General features: G+C 43.9%; 15 protein-coding genes. 13 read left to right on the top strand and 2 right to left on the bottom strand.

Annotation, left to right across the window (positions count from 1 at the left end; translation table 11 throughout):
• Window positions 1-65 precede the first annotated feature (65 nt).
• The 5 genes from gspD (at window position 66) to AK822_RS11280 (ending at window position 6,757) form a co-directional block, all read left to right on the top strand.
• Window positions 66-2,312, top strand: coding sequence for a type II secretion system secretin GspD (gspD, locus tag AK822_RS11295; RefSeq protein WP_060491717.1), 2,247 nt, complete (start codon window positions 66-68; stop codon window positions 2,310-2,312).
• A gap of 237 nt (window positions 2,313-2,549) precedes the next feature.
• A complete protein-coding gene (locus tag AK822_RS14925; protein ID WP_157292414.1) occupies window positions 2,550-2,726 on the top strand; it encodes a hypothetical protein in 177 nt (58 codons plus the stop codon).
• A gap of 188 nt (window positions 2,727-2,914) precedes the next feature.
• Entirely contained in the window at window positions 2,915-3,904 is a 990-nt protein-coding gene (locus AK822_RS11290) for a TatD family hydrolase (RefSeq protein WP_205628050.1), read from the top strand.
• Between the two features lie 165 nt (window positions 3,905-4,069).
• A complete protein-coding gene (locus tag AK822_RS11285) occupies window positions 4,070-4,918 on the top strand; it encodes a tRNA threonylcarbamoyladenosine dehydratase (RefSeq protein WP_060492290.1) in 849 nt (282 codons plus the stop codon).
• A gap of 21 nt (window positions 4,919-4,939) precedes the next feature.
• Window positions 4,940-6,757 (top strand): GAF domain-containing hybrid sensor histidine kinase/response regulator, encoded by a 1,818-nt coding sequence (locus AK822_RS11280; RefSeq protein WP_228139020.1) that lies wholly within the window; start codon window positions 4,940-4,942, stop codon window positions 6,755-6,757.
• Between the two features lie 291 nt (window positions 6,758-7,048).
• Here the strand turns inward: AK822_RS11280 and efp are convergent, their stop codons facing one another.
• Window positions 7,049-7,624 (bottom strand): elongation factor P, encoded by a 576-nt coding sequence (gene efp / locus AK822_RS11275; RefSeq protein WP_045444336.1) that lies wholly within the window; start codon window positions 7,622-7,624, stop codon window positions 7,049-7,051.
• A gap of 167 nt (window positions 7,625-7,791) precedes the next feature.
• On the opposite strand from efp, the gene epmB reads away from it, so the two are divergent.
• The 8 genes from epmB (at window position 7,792) to AK822_RS11235 (ending at window position 19,111) form a co-directional block, all read left to right on the top strand.
• Window positions 7,792-8,799: an EF-P beta-lysylation protein EpmB gene (gene epmB / locus AK822_RS11270; protein ID WP_055124653.1), complete on the top strand. Its 1,008-nt coding sequence runs from the start codon at window positions 7,792-7,794 to the stop codon at window positions 8,797-8,799.
• 220 nt (window positions 8,800-9,019) lie between these two features.
• A complete protein-coding gene (locus AK822_RS11265) occupies window positions 9,020-10,795 on the top strand; it encodes a hypothetical protein (protein WP_060491715.1) in 1,776 nt (591 codons plus the stop codon).
• A gap of 354 nt (window positions 10,796-11,149) precedes the next feature.
• Window positions 11,150-13,237, top strand: coding sequence for an EAL domain-containing protein (locus AK822_RS11260; RefSeq protein WP_060491714.1), 2,088 nt, complete (start codon window positions 11,150-11,152; stop codon window positions 13,235-13,237).
• A 290-nt stretch (window positions 13,238-13,527) separates the two neighbouring features.
• Window positions 13,528-13,992, top strand: coding sequence for a c-type cytochrome (locus tag AK822_RS11255; RefSeq protein ID WP_060491713.1), 465 nt, complete (start codon window positions 13,528-13,530; stop codon window positions 13,990-13,992).
• A gap of 218 nt (window positions 13,993-14,210) precedes the next feature.
• A complete protein-coding gene (locus AK822_RS11250; protein ID WP_060491712.1) occupies window positions 14,211-15,239 on the top strand; it encodes an AAA family ATPase in 1,029 nt (342 codons plus the stop codon).
• 148 nt (window positions 15,240-15,387) lie between these two features.
• Complete coding sequence (locus tag AK822_RS11245) at window positions 15,388-16,449, top strand: DUF58 domain-containing protein (protein WP_060491711.1); 1,062 nt, start codon at window positions 15,388-15,390, stop codon at window positions 16,447-16,449.
• Complete coding sequence (locus tag AK822_RS11240) at window positions 16,446-18,755, top strand: transglutaminase TgpA family protein (protein ID WP_060491710.1); 2,310 nt, start codon at window positions 16,446-16,448, stop codon at window positions 18,753-18,755. The genes AK822_RS11245 and AK822_RS11240 overlap by 4 nt, the downstream gene beginning before the upstream one ends.
• A 68-nt stretch (window positions 18,756-18,823) precedes the next feature.
• Entirely contained in the window at window positions 18,824-19,111 is a 288-nt protein-coding gene (locus AK822_RS11235) for a DUF4031 domain-containing protein (protein WP_060491709.1), read from the top strand.
• 201 nt (window positions 19,112-19,312) lie between these two features.
• On the opposite strand, the gene AK822_RS11230 is transcribed toward AK822_RS11235, so the two are convergent.
• A complete protein-coding gene (locus AK822_RS11230) occupies window positions 19,313-19,831 on the bottom strand; it encodes a DUF302 domain-containing protein (RefSeq protein WP_060491708.1) in 519 nt (172 codons plus the stop codon).
• Between the last annotated feature and the right edge of the window lie 49 nt (window positions 19,832-19,880).

The following is a 19,880-nucleotide window of genomic DNA, read 5'->3' as shown; positions in this document are numbered from 1 at the left end:
TGAGCACCTTAGCACACAATAAATCCAGTATATACTAAGCGACATCACTGTAGGTAATCATCAATATGGTAAGTTTTCATAATTTTTCAGTCACGCCTCTGTACCATGTTTTGCAGCGCCTGATGCGCCTGTGTCGTCCTCTTTGCTTAGCCGTACCATTATGGGCTGCCAGTACGGGTCTTGCGAGTGCTGAGAGCTGGAAAGTCAACTTACAAGATGCCGATATCAAAGCCTTTATTAATGAGGTGGCAACCATCACTGACCAAAACTTTGTCCTTGATCCGCGTATTAATGGCAATGTGACGGTAATTTCTAACAAAGCCTTGTCCCGTGACGAAATCTATCAGCTGTTTTTGAGTGTGATGCAAGTCAACGGTATTGCAGCGATTGACTCGGGAACGACCATTAAATTGGTGCCAGATAATGTCGCCAAACAATCTGGCGTGGCTGTTGATTTACGCGGTGACAGTGTTGGTGAGGCGTTAGCTACTCGTGTTATTTATTTAACCAATACCCAAGCCGCAGAAGTGCTGGGTGTCATCCGTCCGCTTATGCCCCAATCAGCTCATGCCGCTGCCGTGCCTGGTGTCAATGCCTTGGTATTGTCCGATCGTGCAGATAGTCTTAATCAGCTGACGTCGCTCATCCGCGATTTAGATAGCAACGTCAATGACAGTTTGCAAGTGATACCACTACGTCACGTCGATGCTGAACGTATGATGGAATTGATTAGCGCCTTGGTTGCAAGCGCTGGTAGCGGGCAAGCACAAGGTGGTAATAACCAGCTTAAAGTCATCGCTGACACCTCTAGTGATAGATTGTTGGTGAAAGGCAGTCCGGAGATGATTGCTAAAGTTAAAGAGATGGTCAATCAATTGGACACCACGCCTACAAGGCGTTTGAGTGGTCTGCGCGTCTTTCGATTAAAATACGCCAGTGCAGGTCACATTGCAGATATGCTACGCGGATTGCTCGCCAATCAATCTATTAATAGCGCTGGAGCAACGTCCTCGTTAGAGTCGGCATCATTGAACGATTCCAGTAGCACGGGTGCTACCTTGACTAATGAGTCTAGCACTAACACGACTAACAACGCGTCGACCTCAGCGACCTCTGGTGCCAATTCGAGTAGTACTGGTACAGGTGTTGGCGGGCGACCTTTTAGTATTATCGCTGATGAAACCCAAAATGCCGTTATTGTCAATGCAGCACCTGAGCTGATGTTTGAGATTGAAGATGCGGTCAATCAGTTGGACAGTCGCCGCGCGCAAGTATTGATTCAAGCGGCTATTGTAGAAGTGTCAGGTGATGATGCGACCCAGCTTGGTGTCCAATGGGCGCTTGGCAATGCCAATAGCGGCTACGGAGTCGTAAACTTCAATAACGTAGGCGCGAGTGCTACAGCACTTGCCGCCGCGGCGTTGGGTGGCGGTGCCGCCAGTATCAGTGCAGCAGCAGGCTCGATAGCTGGTGCTTTGATTGGTATTGGTGATAGCAGCAAAGACAGTCAGGGAAACACCCAGTTTTATGGGGCTATCTTGCAAGCGCTTGATTCTTCTACCAGTGCCAATCTGCTTTCTATGCCATCAATTTTGACATTGGACAATGAAAAAGCCAGTATTTTAGTGGGTCAAAACGTGCCTTTTGTGACAGGTTCCTTTACCACCAGTGGCAACGATTCTAGCAACCCCTTTCAAACCATTGATCGTCAGGATATTGGTATCAACCTAAATGTCATTCCTCATATTGGCGACAATGGCACCGTACGCTTGGAGGTCTCGCAAGAAGTATCGTCGGTGGTGCCGGGCAGTACGGGTAACGCCAGTGGTTTGATCACCAATAAAAGCCTCATCAATACGACGATTCTGGCTGATGATCAGCAGACCATTGCTCTCGGTGGCTTGATGCGTGAAAACAGCACCACGCGCCAACAAAAAGTCCCTGGCTTGGGTAATGTACCAGTCATTGGTCGACTGTTCCGCTCTGACAATGACACGACGCAAAAAAGCAACTTAATCATATTTTTACAGCCAACCATTTTACGTGATGGCAGGGCAGTCGCCAGTGTCACCGAACGCAAATTTAACCAAATGCGCGTCCTACAATTGGTCATTGATAAAAACGGTACCATTAAACAGCTGCCATTGAGCGGTACAGAAGGTTGGAATGGCGATGTTAGCGCAGATTATGAATTGATGCCGCTCAATCCCCTTGTTCCTAAGCGTGATCAGACACCAAAGTCTCAGTCTCAAGGTTTTACCAAAGTAGACAGTCCTAATAATGGTATGACAACTTATCCTTTAAACCGTTAAGAACTCAAAAAAGCGCTTTATTAATGATAGGTTAATAAAGCGCTCGCCTCCTATTCTTATAGCATGTAGAGACACGGTGTAATAAATAGACTACGCCGTACATTAGCTTGCGTATTCATAACACAGATAAACATAGCAGTTTGTATATCGCAGTATACTAATGAGTAATTGAGTAGTAAGTATGAACACTTGCTGATAAATATTGTAGATGATGATATAAAGGTAGGGGTGGAAGCAATGACAAGTCATACAAACGCTAAAAAGTGGTTTTTATTAGCAGTCGCTGCCACCGCCTTATTGGTGATTCCTCGGCGTAGCAGTCGACAAGCTGATACCAGAGCGTTAGATGAGCACAATGTATCAGATGAGCACAATGCAAAAGCCAATCATGATAATACTAATAGGGCGTGTTGAAGGTCTCTTTACTTATCAAAAGCTCTTTTGTTGATGAGTATTTTTCTAACTGTCTAAATCATTTTAAATAAAGTTGCCATTCTAAAGTGTTCATTGACGTGGTTATTGCTACAAAATGACAAATAATGTCTATTGAATGACAAATCACGGAACGCCTCGCTGAAAACTATTAATTTTGGAGTCTATCAATGACCCCTATCGATTCACCTAAGATGATCAAACAGCCCTTATCTACTATTTATCCTCTCATTGACACGCATACTCATTTTGATGCCCCAATATTTGATGATGATAGAGAAATACTGACGCAGCAGGCTCACAATCAGGGAGTACGCAATCTGGTATTAGTGGGTTATCTATATCAGCATTTTGAGCGGATGTATGAGACTGAGCGCCTGTTAAATACGCTGTCATTACCTACGACAGCCAATGTCGATAGACAAAAAGTGTCAAATTTTAGTAGCCATGTTGCGGTCGGTTTGCATCCTTTTTATATCAAACAGCATACTGACGATCATTTAATCGCTATGGCAAAAAGGATTACTGATAAACGCCCATTAGCAATCGGCGAGATTGGTTTAGACACCTTTACTGAGGCGATGAAAGCGCCTGACATATTTGCCAAACAAGTACGATTTTTTAAGGCACAATTGGATATGGCGGTGACTCATCAGCTACCAGTGATGCTGCATATTCGTAAAGCCCATGCAGAAGCGTTGGCCATACTAAAAGCGCATGATTACGATGCACACAAACTTGGCGGTATCGCGCATAGTTTTAGTGGTGGGACGCAAGAGGCCAAAGCATTTGTTAAGTTAGGATTTAAGCTTGGGGTTACCGGTCAAATCACTAACCCCAATGCTAAGAAACTGCGCCGCGCCATTCAAGCAGCGGTTGATAGCTATGGTGTTGAATGTTTGGTGATAGAAACGGATTGCCCTGATATGACGCCTATCATGTGTCAAATATCTGACCATGATTCATTAGTACCAACTCAAAACTCAGGCAGTGCACGGAGGAGTACAGCCGTACATAATAGAAATGTACCTGCCAACCTGCCATGGGTATTGCTAAGCTTGAGTGAGTTGCTTAATGTACCACCCGCCAGTCTTGCTAAGCAATTGTGGCACAACAGTTGCAGTGCTTTGCAAACAAAATGGGATTATCCGTTATCGTAGTGCCACAGATTTTAGTCAATGAAGGTTTATTATATGGCTAGCCATTGATATGATAGTGAATGAAATAGCCGTGAATAAAGAAATTAACGTAATATAAGCGTCACCAAAATAATTTAAAAGAGCATTTAATCTGTTATGAGTGAAACACAACCATTTGAGCAAACAATGACAGAGTCAGTTGGCACCGAAGACTTTACAAAAGCAGAGCTGAGCGAAGAAAATGTACAATATGAGCGCCGTTTTCAAGGTACGCGCACTCTTTATGGTGCGACAGCTATCACTACTTTTGCTGATGCGCATGTATACGTTATCGGAGTAGGAGGCGTTGGTTCTTGGGCAGCTGAGGCTTTGGCAAGAACGGCAGTGGGCACTATTACGTTGATTGATTTGGACGTATTGGTTGCGTCCAATGTCAATCGGCAGTTGCCTGCACTAGACAGCACCTTTGGTGAGAGTAAAATTGCAGCGATGGCCACCCGTATTCGTGAAATTAATCCCAAAGTAACGCTAAACTTGATCGATGATTTTTTAACTGTAGAAAACGTCGCCACTTTATTGCCAAGTCGCGATGAAGTAAAAGCCGCTGTTGCTCAAGGCAGACCTATGGTTATTTTGGACTGCGTAGATGATATGAATGCCAAGCTTGCCATCGCGCTACATTGTCGTTTTAATAAATTAAAACTGGTGTGTGCAGGCGGCGCAGGTGGCAAGATAGACCCTAGTCAGATTAGGGTGAGTGACTTGCGTGACAGTTACCAAGATCCTTTACTTGCCAAATTACGCAATAAGCTGCGCCACGAAAAAGGCATTAATAGTACACTAAAAGAAAAGTTCGGGATCAAATGTGTCTACTCTACAGAGCCACCACGTGTAGATAAGAGTTGTCAGACAGGCGGGTTGCAGTGTGGTGGTTACGGCTCAGCAGTAGTGGTCACATCGGTGGTTGCGATGATTATGGTGAGTGAAGCATTACAATTATTAATAAAACAGGCGGGCATCAAGCCGAGCGTCTGATCTTATTTAATGGAGTCTATCTTGTCTATATTGAACGCACCTAAACACAGCTACCCAGTAGCGGCAGATGAAGTAGAACGCATCAATAAGCTTAGGAAGTATCAGGTGCTCAATGATAATGATGAGCCTGCATTTAAGCGTCTAATTGATCTGGCAAAGCTGTTTTTTGATGTACCAGTTGTGACCATCACTTTCATGGACGAAGAAACACAGTATCTAAAATCTGTCCAAGGACTAGGCGGTGTTTGCCGAACGACGCGTGAAGTGGCTATTTGCAATTATACCGTGCTTTCTAACGACGTCTTTGTAGTACCAGACTTGACCAAAGACAGCCGCTTTAGCCACAATCCCCTAGTGACAGAATCGCCATACCTACAGTTTTATGCTGGTGCGCCAATTATCTTGCATGAGGACAATAAAAGCTATCGTTTGGGCTCGCTGTGTGTGATGGATATGAAGCCCAATCATGACTTTGATGAGCAAAAAGCAAAGGTGTTGGCTCAATTTGCGATGATGGCGGCAGATGCCTTGCAGTTACAGGATAAGCAGCGTGATGCCAAACATGCCAATGAGATGAAATCAGACTTTTTGGCCAATATGAGTCATGAAATCCGTACCCCAATGAATGGTATTATTGGTATGGTGGAGATGCTCGGTGAGACCAAACTTAGCAGTGAACAACAAGAATACGTGGATAATATCAAAGTTTCCAATGAGCATTTGATGGCGATCATTAACGGGATTTTAGATTTATCGAAAGTAGAATCTGGGAAAATGACCATTGATTCTATTCCTGTTAACTTATCTGCATTATGTAATGAGGTGGTCAGCCTCTTTGCTGTCAAAGCACGTCAGCGAGGGCTCGTTTTAGACTACCATTATACCGAGTCGTTATCGCCCTATGTACAAGGCGATCCGGTACGCCTCAAACAAATTTTAGCAAACCTTGTTAATAATGCGATTAAATTCACTCGTGAGGGCGGGCGAGTCACTATTGATGTCAAACACGTACCCAATTGTCATTGTGATGGTTTTGACGATGACAGCGCTGACCAATATCGCGCTCAAGGCATTTCGGCAAGCGATCTCAGCAAAATAACGGCTCAAGAAGCTATCAGTAATACCATCTATCATGAAGTCATGACCTTATGCATTGAAGTCACAGATACGGGTGTCGGCATCAAAGCTGAGTCATTGGATGCAATATTTGATGCTTATGACCAAGCAAATAAATTCACCCACCGTCTTTATGGTGGCACAGGTCTAGGACTCTCGGTTTGTAAGTCTTTGGTTGATTTGATGGGCGGTTATATCGATGTGGATAGCGAAGTGGGTGTGGGCACTACGTTCAGTGTTTTATTACCGCTACCGACTATTGATGAAAACCAGTATGAGATGTGGCAAGAGTCAAATGACTTTACGATGATTGAGCCGACCCATGAGCGTGCTGGTCATATATTGTTGGTTGAAGACGATACCGTCAATGCCATTATCGCTAAAAAAGCCCTGAATAATAGTGGTCATACGGTCACGCATGTCACTGATGGGCAGCAGGCTATTGAAATTTTTGCGCTCTCACCTGAGCGTTATGATGTTATTTTAATGGACCATCACATGCCTATTTTAGATGGTGTACAGGCCACTATTAAATTGCATGAACTTTATGATCCTCAATCATTACCACCTATTATTGCGTTGACCGCCAATGCAATGGACGGTGAGCGCGAAAAGTATTTAAAAGTTGGGATGCAAGATTATTGTACCAAGCCTTTTAAACAAGAGCAGTTGAATGCATTGGTACAATATTGGCTGATACAGAAACACTCATCAGCAGAGTAGTGGTTTGGTAAAAATGTATAGAAGGTTATTTATCATCGCTGTCATCAATAGCGACAGTTCATCCACTATAAAAAACCACAGCGTTAACCTTGCTTGACATACTCCATATGAATTTTTATTCGGTTGCTTGGGAGTACTTTTTAATCAAATCAACTACAGAGACAATATTAAAAAAATATTCATAAATAAAAAAAGCTGAACCGCTTTATCATTGGTTCAGCTTTTTTGTGGAATAACAGCTAGAGGCTAACTGTTAAGTTCTATTATGTCGAGCGCTATAACTTTTACATGCTATTGGCTAACGCGAGTTTGATAGTCACCTGTGCGAGTATCAACACGCACGACTTCTTCTTGTTGTACAAACAACGGCACACGGACGACAGCACCTGTCTCTAACTTGGCAGGTTTGCCGCCACCACCTGAAGTATCACCACGCACACCAGGATCTGTTTCAGTGATTTGCAACTCAACAAAGTTAGGCGGTGTTACTGAAAGAGGAGTGCCATTGAATAAAGTGATGGTACATAGTGCATTACTGTTTTCTTTTAGCCACTTTATTGAATCGCCCATCGCTGTTTTGTCCGCTTGAATCTGCTCAAAACTTTCAGGGTGCATGAAATGCCAAAACTCACCATCGTTATATAGATAGTTCATTTCAGTATCCATGACATCAGCAGCTTCTAAGCTGTCGCCTGACTTAAAGGTTTGTTCCAATACTTTACCACTACGAAGGTTGCGCAATTTAACACGGTTAAAGGCTTGACCTTTACCTGGTTTGACAAACTCGTTTTCAAGAATGGCACAAGGGTTGCCATCGAGCATGACTTTTAGACCAGCTTTAAATTCATTAGTAGAAAAACTTGCCACAAGAAACTCCTAGGGGTTATAAATAGGGTGGTAGATAAGTGAATGAATAGCTTGCTGCGTTAAAATCGCTTATTACGCTAAGTGTTTAAAGGATAGGTCGTATGCTTTGATAGGCTACGCACTAAGCGCGTATAATAGCGACTTTTGGGCACAGGTATTAGGTTGTCATGATAAACCATTTAATCACACAAAAAAACTGGCAAACGCAATTATCCGAGGCCATTACCTCTATTGATGAGCTGTTAAGCATCCTAAAGCTAGAATCATTGCGGGCAGAGGTTTATGTACCTAAGCATTTTGAGCTGCGCGTACCACGTGGATTTGTGGCAAAAATGAGTATCGGCGATAGCAATGATCCTTTACTGAGACAAGTATTGCCTGATCAACGCGAGCAAATCAAGGTAACGGGCTATGTGGCGGATCCCTTGAGCGAGAATACGCAAAACCCAGTCAAGGGTATGCTGCATAAGTACCAATCCAGAGTATTATTGACCGTGACAGGTGCTTGTGCCATTCATTGTCGCTACTGTTTTCGCCAGCATTTTGATTATAGCGCCAATATGCCAACGGCTGATGCCAAAGAAAATATCATCAACTATATCAGCGCACATCCTGAAATTAATGAGGTGATTTTGAGTGGTGGTGATCCATTAAACGTCACCAATAGACGCCTGTTTGCCTGGCTAGATACGCTAGAGTCACTCCCGCAATTGACCACTATTCGCTTACATACGCGCTTGCCGCTGGTCATCGCAGCGCGTTTGGACAATGCGTTATTGACCAGACTGTCTCAAAGTCGCTGTCATATTGTGATGGTCATCCACTGTAATCATGCCAATGAAATCGATGCCTTAACAGCAGAGCATCTGCAACGTGCTCGAGCGGCTGGCATCACTTTATTGAATCAAGCGGTGCTATTAAAAGGCATCAATGATAGCGTTGCTGTTCAAATGCAATTAAGTCAGCGTTTGTTTTCATGTGGGGTACTGCCTTATTATCTACATGTATTAGACAAAGTTGCTGGTGCCGCACATTTCGATAATGATGAGCGCTTCGCAATTGAGCTGTATTGGTCATTGTTGGCAGCACTCCCTGGTTATTTGGTACCCAAGCTGGTGAGAGAGCTACCAAATAAACCTTTCAAAGTACCGATTGATATTTACAATGATCGTTAATATAGGCACTATGGTATATTGAAAAATTAGTGAACAAAGCGTGGTTTTTAGAAGATAGGCGTGCGGTTAGATGATGCTATAGAAATTAATCGTTACTAAAAATGGGTGCTGTCGATTTTGATGGTTGCTGCTGATTTGTATCTTTTATCTTGTATTGTTGCATACGGCATGGTTGAATATTTGCCTCCTGCCAAGTTACTCAAGGTTACTAGGAATACTGATGATAACTTTATCGACGTTTCAAGAGCACCTATCTTCTACAGAGGCATTGCCACTAGTTTCTAAGCGATCCGCTAATGGCCAAGAAGGTTATTTGCTAAAATTGTTGGCAGCGTTACCTTCGCAAACGCAAGCACAGCAAGCTGAACAATTAGCAAAAATACTTACGGTACTACGTGTGGCCAATATCGATGAGTCGCAACGTCTTACCCTTATGGCGACGGTGATAGACGCCTCAGATCAGTTAATTGCCACTTTGCGACAGTCTTATATTTATGAGACAGGTGCGCTTAGCGACATTCAAATGGGTTATGTGGCTCAAATAAAGTCGCTATATTATTCAATGATTATGGTCTATGACAGAGTGATACGTCATAAAACCTCATTGCTCAATAATCAGCGAAAATACGCTGCAAGTAATGGCTGGCAGCGCTATTTTAATGGTGATAAGTCTTCATCAACGACACTCGCCATTGCTATTTACCAGACGCTGCTGATGTACCAGAAGCTATTGGGCGAAGAAGCACTGTGCTATCAAAAACCCTCATCTTACTTATGGCATAAAATCAATCAGCTGTATTACCTTGCTTATCAGTACCATGCGGCTGAGATTAATATGAGTGTTACGGCAGGCACCCAGCGTGCCAAGACGGTTCATCAGCTGTATTGCCAAATTTGTTTATACAGTCTATTAAATGTACGTGCCATGCGTCGTCCCAATATTCTGCTCGTCCAACGTTTGTTACCTGAATGGGCTAAGCATATCGTTGCGACGATTGAGCCAACCACCGAGACCCGCGTGTTCGTTGATTTACAAAGTGACAATCCGCCAACTTACCTGACGGCCAGCTCTACAATTAACCCATACGACGATCGTTATCACTGTTTATTTATAGAAATTGCCCCGCTGGTTGAGTATCTTAAACGACGCAAACAGGCTTTAGTTAAGGAAGGGGGTGACGGCGTTGAGAGTCATTTGCTTAATAAAATAGCGATGACGCTCAATTACCGCTATTTACAGCCGCCGCTTACCCTAGCGACTAAACATAGTGCGAAAGAAGACGCTGTTTTGATTACAGGTTTTAATAATATTCATTATCGGGTGAGCCATTCGCATAGCTTTACCAGTTTAATCGCTATAAAAGAGTTACCAGATGAGCAGCGTCCTCGTTATGATACCGTGAATAAAAAACAAGACAGCAGCCACGTATTAGCCAGTGAAACCTTTGATCGTAATGATGATTTGTCATTATTTCGTACCCTACGATTATTACCAACAGTAGATATTTTAAATAAAGACCACTTTCATAAAGATCGCTTTCATGAAGAAAGTGTTCATGAAAATAGCCTTAATATAGTAGCTGATGATAATACATCTGCGACGACTGCACCGCCAGCATTACATATGATGAGCCTTTTTTTGGTCTGTCGATCTGATACAATCACGCCGCCTGATTGGTCAATGGGCGTGGCGCGCTGGCTTGATTTTGATAGCAAAAACCCAGAGATCGAGTGGCAAGTACTCGGACATCAGCTAGTGGCTTGTGGCTTGCGTTTAGAAGGTAGAGAAACGCGTAGTCGCCATTTTGTGCCAGCATTTATCCTTGGTAGAGATGAGCGACTACAAACCACTGGTACTTTGATTGTACCGACTTCTTACTTTCAGACCGATGATAGAGTCATTATGCGTATTAATAGCAAACAAACCCCTTTACGTTTGGGACAGAGGTTGCTGATTACGGATGAATTCAGCCAGTATGAGGTGGTGCAGCTTTAGTTTGTTTGAGCGTCTATTGAAAAGTTGTCAAATAGTAATGTCAATAAATACTGGTTTAAAGGTTACTTCATTGAATTTTTTTATTCGATAATAGCAGTGAATAAATGTACTGAATAATGATGATAAGTTAGTCTGCAATCAGTCAAGTTATTGTCTATAATGATTGATACAGTTATGTTCGTTTATATGATGTTTTGGCTTCGCCAAGATGTCGCCTTGATTCGAAAGACGATGCCAATCTACTAAAAACCGCTAAGCCTATCCCTGATAGTATTTTCCTTGCTAGGTTAATGCTTGGAAAAGGTGTAGGGTATCAAACATAAAAATAAGATCACAAGATCCAAAAGGCTTCTTATGCGTACTCAGTCCATCTTAAACCTTTTAGTCATTGATGACGATCAGCTCTACGCTGAGCGTCTTGTGCACTTACTAGGTTGCTATTATGACACCATCAATTTAGGGTTTTTGGACGATAAAGAGGAGCTGTTAAAGTCACTTCGACAACCGTGGGATGTCTTGGTGTTTGGCAATGCTTATGATATGAGTTTCACCGATGTGGTGGGCGTCGTTCAAGAGCAAAGTATTGATTTGCCTATGATCTGCCTATTCAATGAAGAGATGGTAGCGTCCACCAATAACGATGAGGGGCTACCTGATATTATTAGCGGCACGATGGTCAAATCGCTCAAAGTAGACCAAGAGATGGCAGTAGTGATGTCTATCTGCCTACAGCATGATAATTTACGCAGTCGCCGTGAGCTTAGAACGTTGCGCCATGTTCTCTCTGAAGCAGAGCAACGCGCCAACGTATTGATTAAAAACTCTAAAAGTGCGGTCGCCTATATTGATCAGGGTATCCATATTTTTGCCAATGACCCTTATCTTCAGCTTTTTGGTTTTGAGTCGATGAATGATGCCATAGGCGTGCCTGTTGTTGACCTGATTGCAGGCGGTGATAACGTTAAGGGTTTCAAACAGTTCTTACGTCAATTTGATAAAGGTAGCCGCCAAGAAGTCGAGTTCAATTTTGAAAGTAAGCGGATGGATGGCAGTACTTTTGAAGCAAAGCTACAATTGGCAGCCGCGACCTTAGATGGCGAACCGGTGACGCAGGTTATTATCCAACAAAACCATAATAACAGTGCGGAAGTCGCCAAGCGTTTGGCAGCTGCTGAATGCAAAGATAGCCTGACAGGAATCAACAACCGCCGCGGCTTTGAAGAACAAATGGCAATCGTGTACCAGCAAGCACGTCAAGGTGTACTGACGGCTGGGCTTTTGTATATTCAGCTCGATAATGTCGGTAAAATAAGAAGCAGTCTAGGTTTGCAAGGGGTAGATGCGACCGTCAAGCAAGTCGCCTATGCGTTAGATGAGCTGATATCAGACGGGCATGTGAGTCGTTTTAGTGATACCGCCTTTACCATACTGGTCGAGGACAAGAGCACCACAGAGCTTGAAACACTGGCTAAGCAAATTGGTTCACGTATCAGTGATATGCTCATTGAAGTAGATAAGCGTACGACCAGTACGACTGTCAGTATTGGTATGGTCAAAATCGAAACCAATACAGCAGAGCCAAGTATCGTGCTCGAACGTGCGATGGATGCCATCAATCAGATTATGATAGAGACCTCTAATCATGGCGGCACCTATCATTTATATGATCCAAGCGAGCATGCCAATAGTGATGATCATGCGCTTGCCGAATCTTTAGTTGATGCCATTGCCAATAGCCGTTTTGAGCTGTCATTCCAGCCAATATATGATATTAACAATGACCGAAGCGACTTTTTTGAAGTATATCTGCGGTTGCCGTTGGCGGATGCGGACAATACGATATTGACACCTGATCAATTTATGGCAGTCGCCAAGACGCATAAATTGCTCGAAAAAATAGATCGTTGGGTGCTCATCAATGCCTGTAAAAAGGTCAATGAGGTACGTAAAACGCATTCTGAAGCCAGATTGCTAGTGCAATTGACTAGTGCCTCATTGATAGACAAAAAACTGCCTAGTGTTGCCAGTCAGCTTATAAAAGCGGTGGGCGGTGCAGCTGGTGTACTCACCTTGCAGTTCAACGAAAAAGACGTCTCAGACCATCTTACAGTGGCAAAAACACAGTTTGCCGCCCTTAGCCAAGTCAGCTGTCAGATGGGTATCAATAACTTCGGTTCTTCTGCCAAATCCATAGAGATTGTCAGTTTTGTGCAGCCATATATGGTGCGTTTAGCACGCAGCTATGTGGATGGCATTGACTCAGCAGACAATTTAGAAACTGTCAAATCACTTATTATGCGTACGAATGAAGTCAATGTGGACGTATTGATGCCTTATATTGAAGATGCGGCAACCATGTCCGTTGCTTGGAGCGTGGGCGCGCGCTATTTACAAGGCTATTATTTAGAAGAACCCAGCAGTACGATAAAAGTTGCGACCTAAAGTCATTGAGAGTGCGTTTGATATGCAACTATCAACAGTGCCTATTTATGGAATATTCTACACGGCTTAATCGTTCATAAATTCTTTATCGTCATACATTACAAAAGTTTTACTCAAACTGTCCTATAAGCGTTGTTTATTGGCTTAATATGCCCCAATAAATAACGTCATGTTTTTACAAGCAGCTGTTTAGACGTGAAGAGGGTTCCACTTTGCATGTGTTTGACCCTTACCTTATTATCTATATTGTTCACCTATAGCTGACATTCCTTAACCAAAGATTGCCGAAAATGCCCATCATTAATAAATATCAAATAAGCAGTGTATTTGCTGCTGTTTTATTGCTCAGCGCTTGCGGAGAAAGTACGCCACCGGATCATCGTGCTGCTGTGACATTGCCACTCTATACGGAAGGTGATGCTGATAGCGGCGCGATCATTTATCAAGACGCTTGTGGTCAATGTCATCAGCTGAATGCGGGGCTCAACAAAAAAGGTCCGCAGCTGATGAATATATACGGTGCACCCGCCGCTGAGCTAGAAGATTACACCTATAGTGACGGGCTAAAAACATCAGGTTGGATATGGGATGCGCAAACGCTCGACCCTTATATTGCGGATGCAGAAAAAGCCATGCTAGACTCAAAAATGCTATCAAACCCGATGCCCGATGCGCAAGAACGCGCAGATGTCATCGCTTATCTGTCAACGCTTCGTGCCGCCGCGCCGATAACTGAAGATGACTCAAAGCAATAGACAATCTATGGCGTGTCCTCAAGCTAAACGAAAGCGACTAAATGGGCTAAAGATGGTTGAATTTTGCCAAACCACGTCAAACAGTTGGTTAATATCTTGATATTATCAGTGCTATTTTCCTTGTTTGGCTGCCATTTATCTCATTTTTATCACCATTTTTAAAATAAGAACACGCCCTAGAAACACTAATCCCATAAGAAATGAGCCAATAATTGACTATGACCCACGCAGCCATCGATAGAGCCATTACAACACCACATCAATCAGCAGCAGAGGTGATTCATAAGTCGACCTTTAGCGCTGCCGACTGTCGTCACAATCAGCAAAAAATTGCCCAACTTATGGCGCAGTTAAATCAAATAGTGCTGGATAAGCCGCAAGTGGTTAAGCTTGCGCTGAGTGGTATTTTGGCAGGTGGACATTTGTTACTGCAAGATCTGCCGGGTATGGGCAAGACGACATTGGCGCAAGGCTTGGCGCAATTATTAGGCTTGAGCTTTAGCCGTGTACAGTTCACCAATGATATGCTGCCAGCAGATATCTTAGGCATGAGCATTTATGATCAAAAGAAACAGCAATTTGAGTTTCGAGCAGGTCCTATTTTTACTCAGCTGCTACTCGCTGATGAGATTAATCGCTCTAGCCCTAAGACGCAAAGCGCATTACTAGAAGCGATGGAAGAACGGCAAGTCACCCAAGATGGGCAAACCTATCCTTTGCCGCAGCCGTTTTTTGTCATTGCGACCCAAAATCCTTTGCAGCAAGCAGGTGTCTATCCACTTCCTGAATCGCAGTTAGATAGATTCTTATTATGCTTGTCGCTTGGTTATCCGTCGCCTACCGCAGAACGTGAGCTATTAAAAGGTCAGGATCGCCGCGAGCTACTAAAAAATTTAGATGCGGTGCTTGATACCGAGGCGGTCTTATTAGCACAGCAAGGTGTTAAACACGTTTATGTCGCGGATGTGGTCTTGGATTATCTGCAGCGATTGGTCGCAAAGACACGAGCAAGCTCCGAGTATCATGGCTTATCACCGCGTGGAGTATTGTCGCTACAGCGTGCCGCGCAGGCTTATGCGTATGTATCGGGGCATATGGAAGTGACACCTGAGGATATCCAAGCGGTGTTTGCAGCGGTCACAGATCATCGTCTCGGTCAGCGTTTTGTCCCAGCGCATGTGACTGGTGGGCAGGCGACGCAGACAATCGCGCAACGTATATTGGCAGAAGTGGCTGTTATCAGTTAAATGATGGTTATTTAAATAGTTGTTACTTCAATCACTATTATCTGAGTATTTATTTTTCAGCTGCTTGTTGTTTCATAGCGTATTTGTTTTTAAAGCTATCACCAATTATGAATGAGAGTATCAATTTTATGGTAAGGATAGGGTAGTCATGAGCTTTTTGCCAAAAGCCTTAACCGTACCAGCCACTTCAGCATTAAGCCGTTGGTTCGCCTCGCGTGCGCCTAAAAACGATAGCGCCACCCTCAATTTGCGTAACGTCTATATCTTTTTTAGCCGTGAAGGGGTGCTATATGCAGTGTTACTAATCATCACCTTTATCGCTGGCATTAACTATGGCAATAACTTGGTGTTAGGTTTATGTTTTTATTTGGTCAGCGTTTGGCTTATCAGCTTTCATGTAACCTTTGCCCATATCTCAGGTCTGCAAGTACGTTTGCTTGAAGTGACTATGGCAGAAGCGGGCGCGCCTGTTTGGGTGACTTTGCAGTTGCGCAGTGAGAGCCGTCAACCAAGACGACAGTTGTTATTTAGCTTTGAGCAGACTGATGATAAGGCTAATAGCAAGCTTAATAGTAAGACAGATAAAAAAGCCAATAAGAAAATCAAAAATAGCGTTAATAATCAACAGTCGATACTTGTGACACGACTGCAAGGCGAGCAAATTATTCGCTTGCCAGTACTGACGCAGAATCGTGGGCAGTTTGAATTACCACGCTTAAAAATAAAAACCGTTTATCCTTTGGGCATTATGCGGGCGTGGTCCTATGTTTATTTTGCCCGTACTGCTTGGGTCTATCCAAAACCTGAAGTGTTTGATTGGCAGACGCAATATGCCGTTGCCAGTCAGGAGGATTTGCCAACAGGTGGGCAATATCGGCAAGGTCAAGATGATTTTGAGCGGCTAGATAACTACGTTGAAGGCGAGTCGCTGGCACGGGTGTCGTGGGGACATGTAGCACGTGGTCAAGGCATGTTGACCAAGCACTTTGCTGATCCAGTCGGTCATGAGCAAACGTTAGATTATGCGGATATGCCAGCAGCACATCATGAGCAAAAACTCGCACAACTGGCGTATGGGGCGATGAAATTAGGTGAGCTGGGCGTGACATTTCATATGCGCTTACCCAATGATACCCATTCTACTGCACCAATGGGTGAAGGCGACAGTTTTGCACAAGCGTGCTTGCTAAGGTTGGCGAAAGCACAATGACTAATAGAACCAACTCAAAAAAACTCCCTACAAATGATGCTGAAAACACATTTATAGGTTTTCCTGAAACAAGTCCCACAAGCTTTGAGCAGTTGGCACTGGGTCAAAACGTCACTGATCGTGCTTTACAGGATAGCGCTACAAAATGGACTCGTAAGCTATTCGCCTTGCCTGCTTATTATTGGGTGCTAATTGCTCAAATTACCGTTATTTTACCTCATGCGGCGCATCTGCCGTTTTGGTTGATAGGTTTTGCGGTGGTCAGCATCGCCGCACAGCTACCGTCTATAAAAGCTAAGTTTAAAAAAACAGCGCATTTAAAACGTGTCTATCAAGGCATGCAAATGCTCGGCTTTTTATTGGGACTGGCAGGTCTATGGCTGACTTACAATACAGCGTTTGGACTGGATATGGGCGTGGCGTTTTTAGTGCTCTGTCTCATCAGTAAGCTGTGGGAGATGTATAAACGGCGAGATGCTTATGTGGTCCTAAATTTATCACTATTTGTCCTTGCCGCGCTGTTTTTGATGGATCAAGGTCTTGTGACGACTTTAGAAGTGATTGTTGGTGCAGTTATCATTTTATTGGCATTTATTGCGCTTAATGATGACGGCAACACTCGCGGTGATGGTCGCTTGCGTACTTTGGGTGTGCTGGGTATCGGGGCGTTGCCGTTATTAGTCGTGCTATTTTTGTTCTTCCCGCGCTTGCCACCACTATGGTCAGTACAGCTATCAGGTCAGCAAGCAACCACTGGCGTGTCCGACAGTATGTCACCCGGGGATTTTGCCAATTTGGGACAATCGACTGAGCTGGCGTTTCGGGTAGAGTTTGCAGAGAATCGCCCGCCGCAACAGCAGTTATATTGGCGTGGTTTGGTGTTTAGCGACTTTGACGGTATTACATGGCGTCCTAGCCCTCAGCAACGACAATGGCGACCTGCACCGCAAATGCCATCTTGGATTGAGAATGCCTTTGCAACTGTCCCTGATGAAGTAAAAAATACGCCTACCAGCTATGAAATTATCCTAGAGCCGACGCAGCAAAACTGGCTATTTGGACTTGATTATCCTTTTGCCCAGCGCCAAGATGTCAGTATTACTTCAAACTTTACCTTATTAAAAGATCAGCCCGTCACTCAGCAGTTACGTTATGAAGTATTGCAATTTGCACCGATGCGTATCGATCCGATTCTCTCTGATGAGTTGCGACGTCTAAATCTTACCTTGCCAGCCGACGGAAATCCGCAAGCAAGAGCACTGGCACAGCAGTTATTTGCGCAATCAGACTCAGACCCAGTGCGCTATATGGCGGCTATTGAACGCTGGATTAATCAAACAGAATTTCGTTATACGTTATCACCGCCACGGCTGAATAATAACCGTATTGACGAGTTTTTATTTGAGACCAAAGCTGGGTTTTGTGAGCATTATTCCTCCAGTTTTACCTTTATGCTGCGCGCCGCTGGCATACCCGCGCGCGTCGTCGCCGGCTATCAAGGTGGTGAGCTGAGCCGCGGTGGTAATGTATGGGAGGTGCGGCAAAAGGATGCGCACGCTTGGACGGAGGTTTGGCTTGAGGGTCAAGGCTGGGTACGTGTCGATCCGACTGCTTTTGTCGCACCTGAGCGTGTCGAGCAAGGGATGGATGCGCTGACGCAGGCACGAGGAGCGGCAATGTTCGGCGATGGCGCTAGCGCACAAATCAGCTATCAGCAGTATCAAATGCTACAAACCTTACGCCGTCTATCCGACCAAGCAAGCTATTATTGGCAAAAAGACGTCGTCGGTTACGATCAGGACAAGCAAGCTGACTCGCTACTGAAATGGTTTAACATCCGTTCAATCACGCAGCAAATTATTTGGCTAGCGGCAAGTGCTATTACCGTCATGGCTATTGTGGTCTTTATCATTTGGCAACGCCGCCGCAAGCGCTGGCATCCAGCAGACCAGCCGCTTGCACAGCTATCAAAACGTATTGGAAAAGTGGATAAATCACTTGCTCGTGATGAAAGTGAAGGACAGCTTGCTTGGCTTGAGCGCTTGGCAATAGCGGTTAATGACCGAGAAAATGATTCAAGTACTGATACAAACGCTGATACCAATGCTAAAAGTAGTAAGAAGAGCGGTAAAGTGAGTAAGCTAACAGATAGCGGTCATTCAGATATTGTCCAAGCAAAAATCATGCAGATGAAGCAGGACTATCGTCAGCTCCGTTATGGGCGTCTAAGCACATTTGAAACCAATCATAGCGAATACCAAGCCGTACTCAAACAGCTAAAGAAAGATGCACGTGAATTGTTCTAGTGGCTGCTCTGTGAAAGCGTTGTTTAGCACATGATAAAATAGCTAATGATAATAAAGGAGGCGACTCTATGGCGATATATGTAGATTTTATGCAGATAGAATTTAAAGGCTATAAGTGGTGCCATATGCTGGCAGATACCCTGCAAGAGTTGCATGACTTTGCAGCGTTGATTGAAGTAGATTCGCGTTTATTCCACCGTCATGCCAGTTATCCGCACTATGACGTCACGGTACAAATGCGAGAAATAGCGATTGAATATGGGGCTATTCCTGCTGGTCGAAAAAAGATTATCGAATGTGCAAAGAAGTTAAAAGTAGAGTTGCATGAGCAAATAGCACGGTCTGAGCATTGCTAGTAAATGAAGCTTTTAAAGATATAAAAAGGTGGGAGTGCTTTTGCATCCCACCTTTTTATTTGTTCAGATTTTCACCCAACGCTTATACCTTCTCAAAAAATTAGAGTAGCAAGAAAAAAGAGTGCAAGCACTACATCTAGTAGACTAAGCGAGCGGAACAAGCAAAAATGACGTCGTTAATCGTATTTTTTTGGTTTGGTATTACTTTGCAACTGCTGCTTTACTAACGCCATCAAGGGCTTTTGCAATATTCGCCAATTGGGTATCACAACCTTTTATGTTATGACGGTCTTTGAGATATTCAGGATTGTTGTACGACAACCAAACTTTTTTATCAGCGTCTTCACTGATGAGGATTTTTTGCGGCAAGTCGATAGCGACGCTTTGCTCGCAATTCATCAATGGCGTACCCGCTTTTGGATTACCAAACATAATGACCTGCGTCGGTCTTAATGTTAAATTGACACCTTGGGCATTCTTTTGGTGATCGACGCGTGCAAATACTTTCATACCTTTGCTTTCAATAATTGCCGCCAGTTTATCAGCAGTATCTTGCACGGAATGATTGCTTTGCAGCGTAACCAAGCCTTTTTCGGCATCGATAGCAGTCATCGTTTTTGGCATTGATGGCATCTTATCAGGCGCTTTTAAAATATTTTCAACACTGGCGCAGGAGGATACGACCAATGCTAGGGTAGCGATAGAGAGAATCTTAAGCATGAAAAGTCCTTTTATTGTCATTGTTTATTCAGCGAATGATGGCTGACAA

The sequence above is a fragment of the Psychrobacter sp. P11F6 genome, assembly GCF_001435295.1.
Classification (GTDB): Bacteria; Pseudomonadota; Gammaproteobacteria; order Pseudomonadales; family Moraxellaceae; genus Psychrobacter.
Note: the sequence above shows the minus strand (reverse complement) of the source record. Positions and strands in the feature narration are given on the sequence as shown.

What these genes read in the sequence shown, in the direction of transcription:
- AK822_RS11230 (WP_060491708.1), bottom strand. Translation starts at nt 19,831, where the DNA reads ATGCTTAAGATTCTCTCTATCGCTACCCTAGCATTGGTCGTATCCTCC.
- AK822_RS11290 (WP_205628050.1), top strand. Translation starts at nt 2,915, where the DNA reads ATGACCCCTATCGATTCACCTAAGATGATCAAACAGCCCTTATCTACT.
- gspD (WP_060491717.1), top strand. Translation starts at nt 66, where the DNA reads ATGGTAAGTTTTCATAATTTTTCAGTCACGCCTCTGTACCATGTTTTG.
- AK822_RS11250 (WP_060491712.1), top strand. Translation starts at nt 14,211, where the DNA reads ATGACCCACGCAGCCATCGATAGAGCCATTACAACACCACATCAATCA.
- AK822_RS11240 (WP_060491710.1), top strand. Translation starts at nt 16,446, where the DNA reads ATGACTAATAGAACCAACTCAAAAAAACTCCCTACAAATGATGCTGAA.
- AK822_RS14925 (WP_157292414.1), top strand. Translation starts at nt 2,550, where the DNA reads ATGACAAGTCATACAAACGCTAAAAAGTGGTTTTTATTAGCAGTCGCT.
- AK822_RS11235 (WP_060491709.1), top strand. Translation starts at nt 18,824, where the DNA reads ATGGCGATATATGTAGATTTTATGCAGATAGAATTTAAAGGCTATAAG.
- AK822_RS11260 (WP_060491714.1), top strand. Translation starts at nt 11,150, where the DNA reads ATGCGTACTCAGTCCATCTTAAACCTTTTAGTCATTGATGACGATCAG.
- AK822_RS11265 (WP_060491715.1), top strand. Translation starts at nt 9,020, where the DNA reads ATGATAACTTTATCGACGTTTCAAGAGCACCTATCTTCTACAGAGGCA.
- AK822_RS11285 (WP_060492290.1), top strand. Translation starts at nt 4,070, where the DNA reads ATGACAGAGTCAGTTGGCACCGAAGACTTTACAAAAGCAGAGCTGAGC.
- AK822_RS11255 (WP_060491713.1), top strand. Translation starts at nt 13,528, where the DNA reads ATGCCCATCATTAATAAATATCAAATAAGCAGTGTATTTGCTGCTGTT.
- epmB (WP_055124653.1), top strand. Translation starts at nt 7,792, where the DNA reads ATGATAAACCATTTAATCACACAAAAAAACTGGCAAACGCAATTATCC.
- AK822_RS11245 (WP_060491711.1), top strand. Translation starts at nt 15,388, where the DNA reads ATGAGCTTTTTGCCAAAAGCCTTAACCGTACCAGCCACTTCAGCATTA.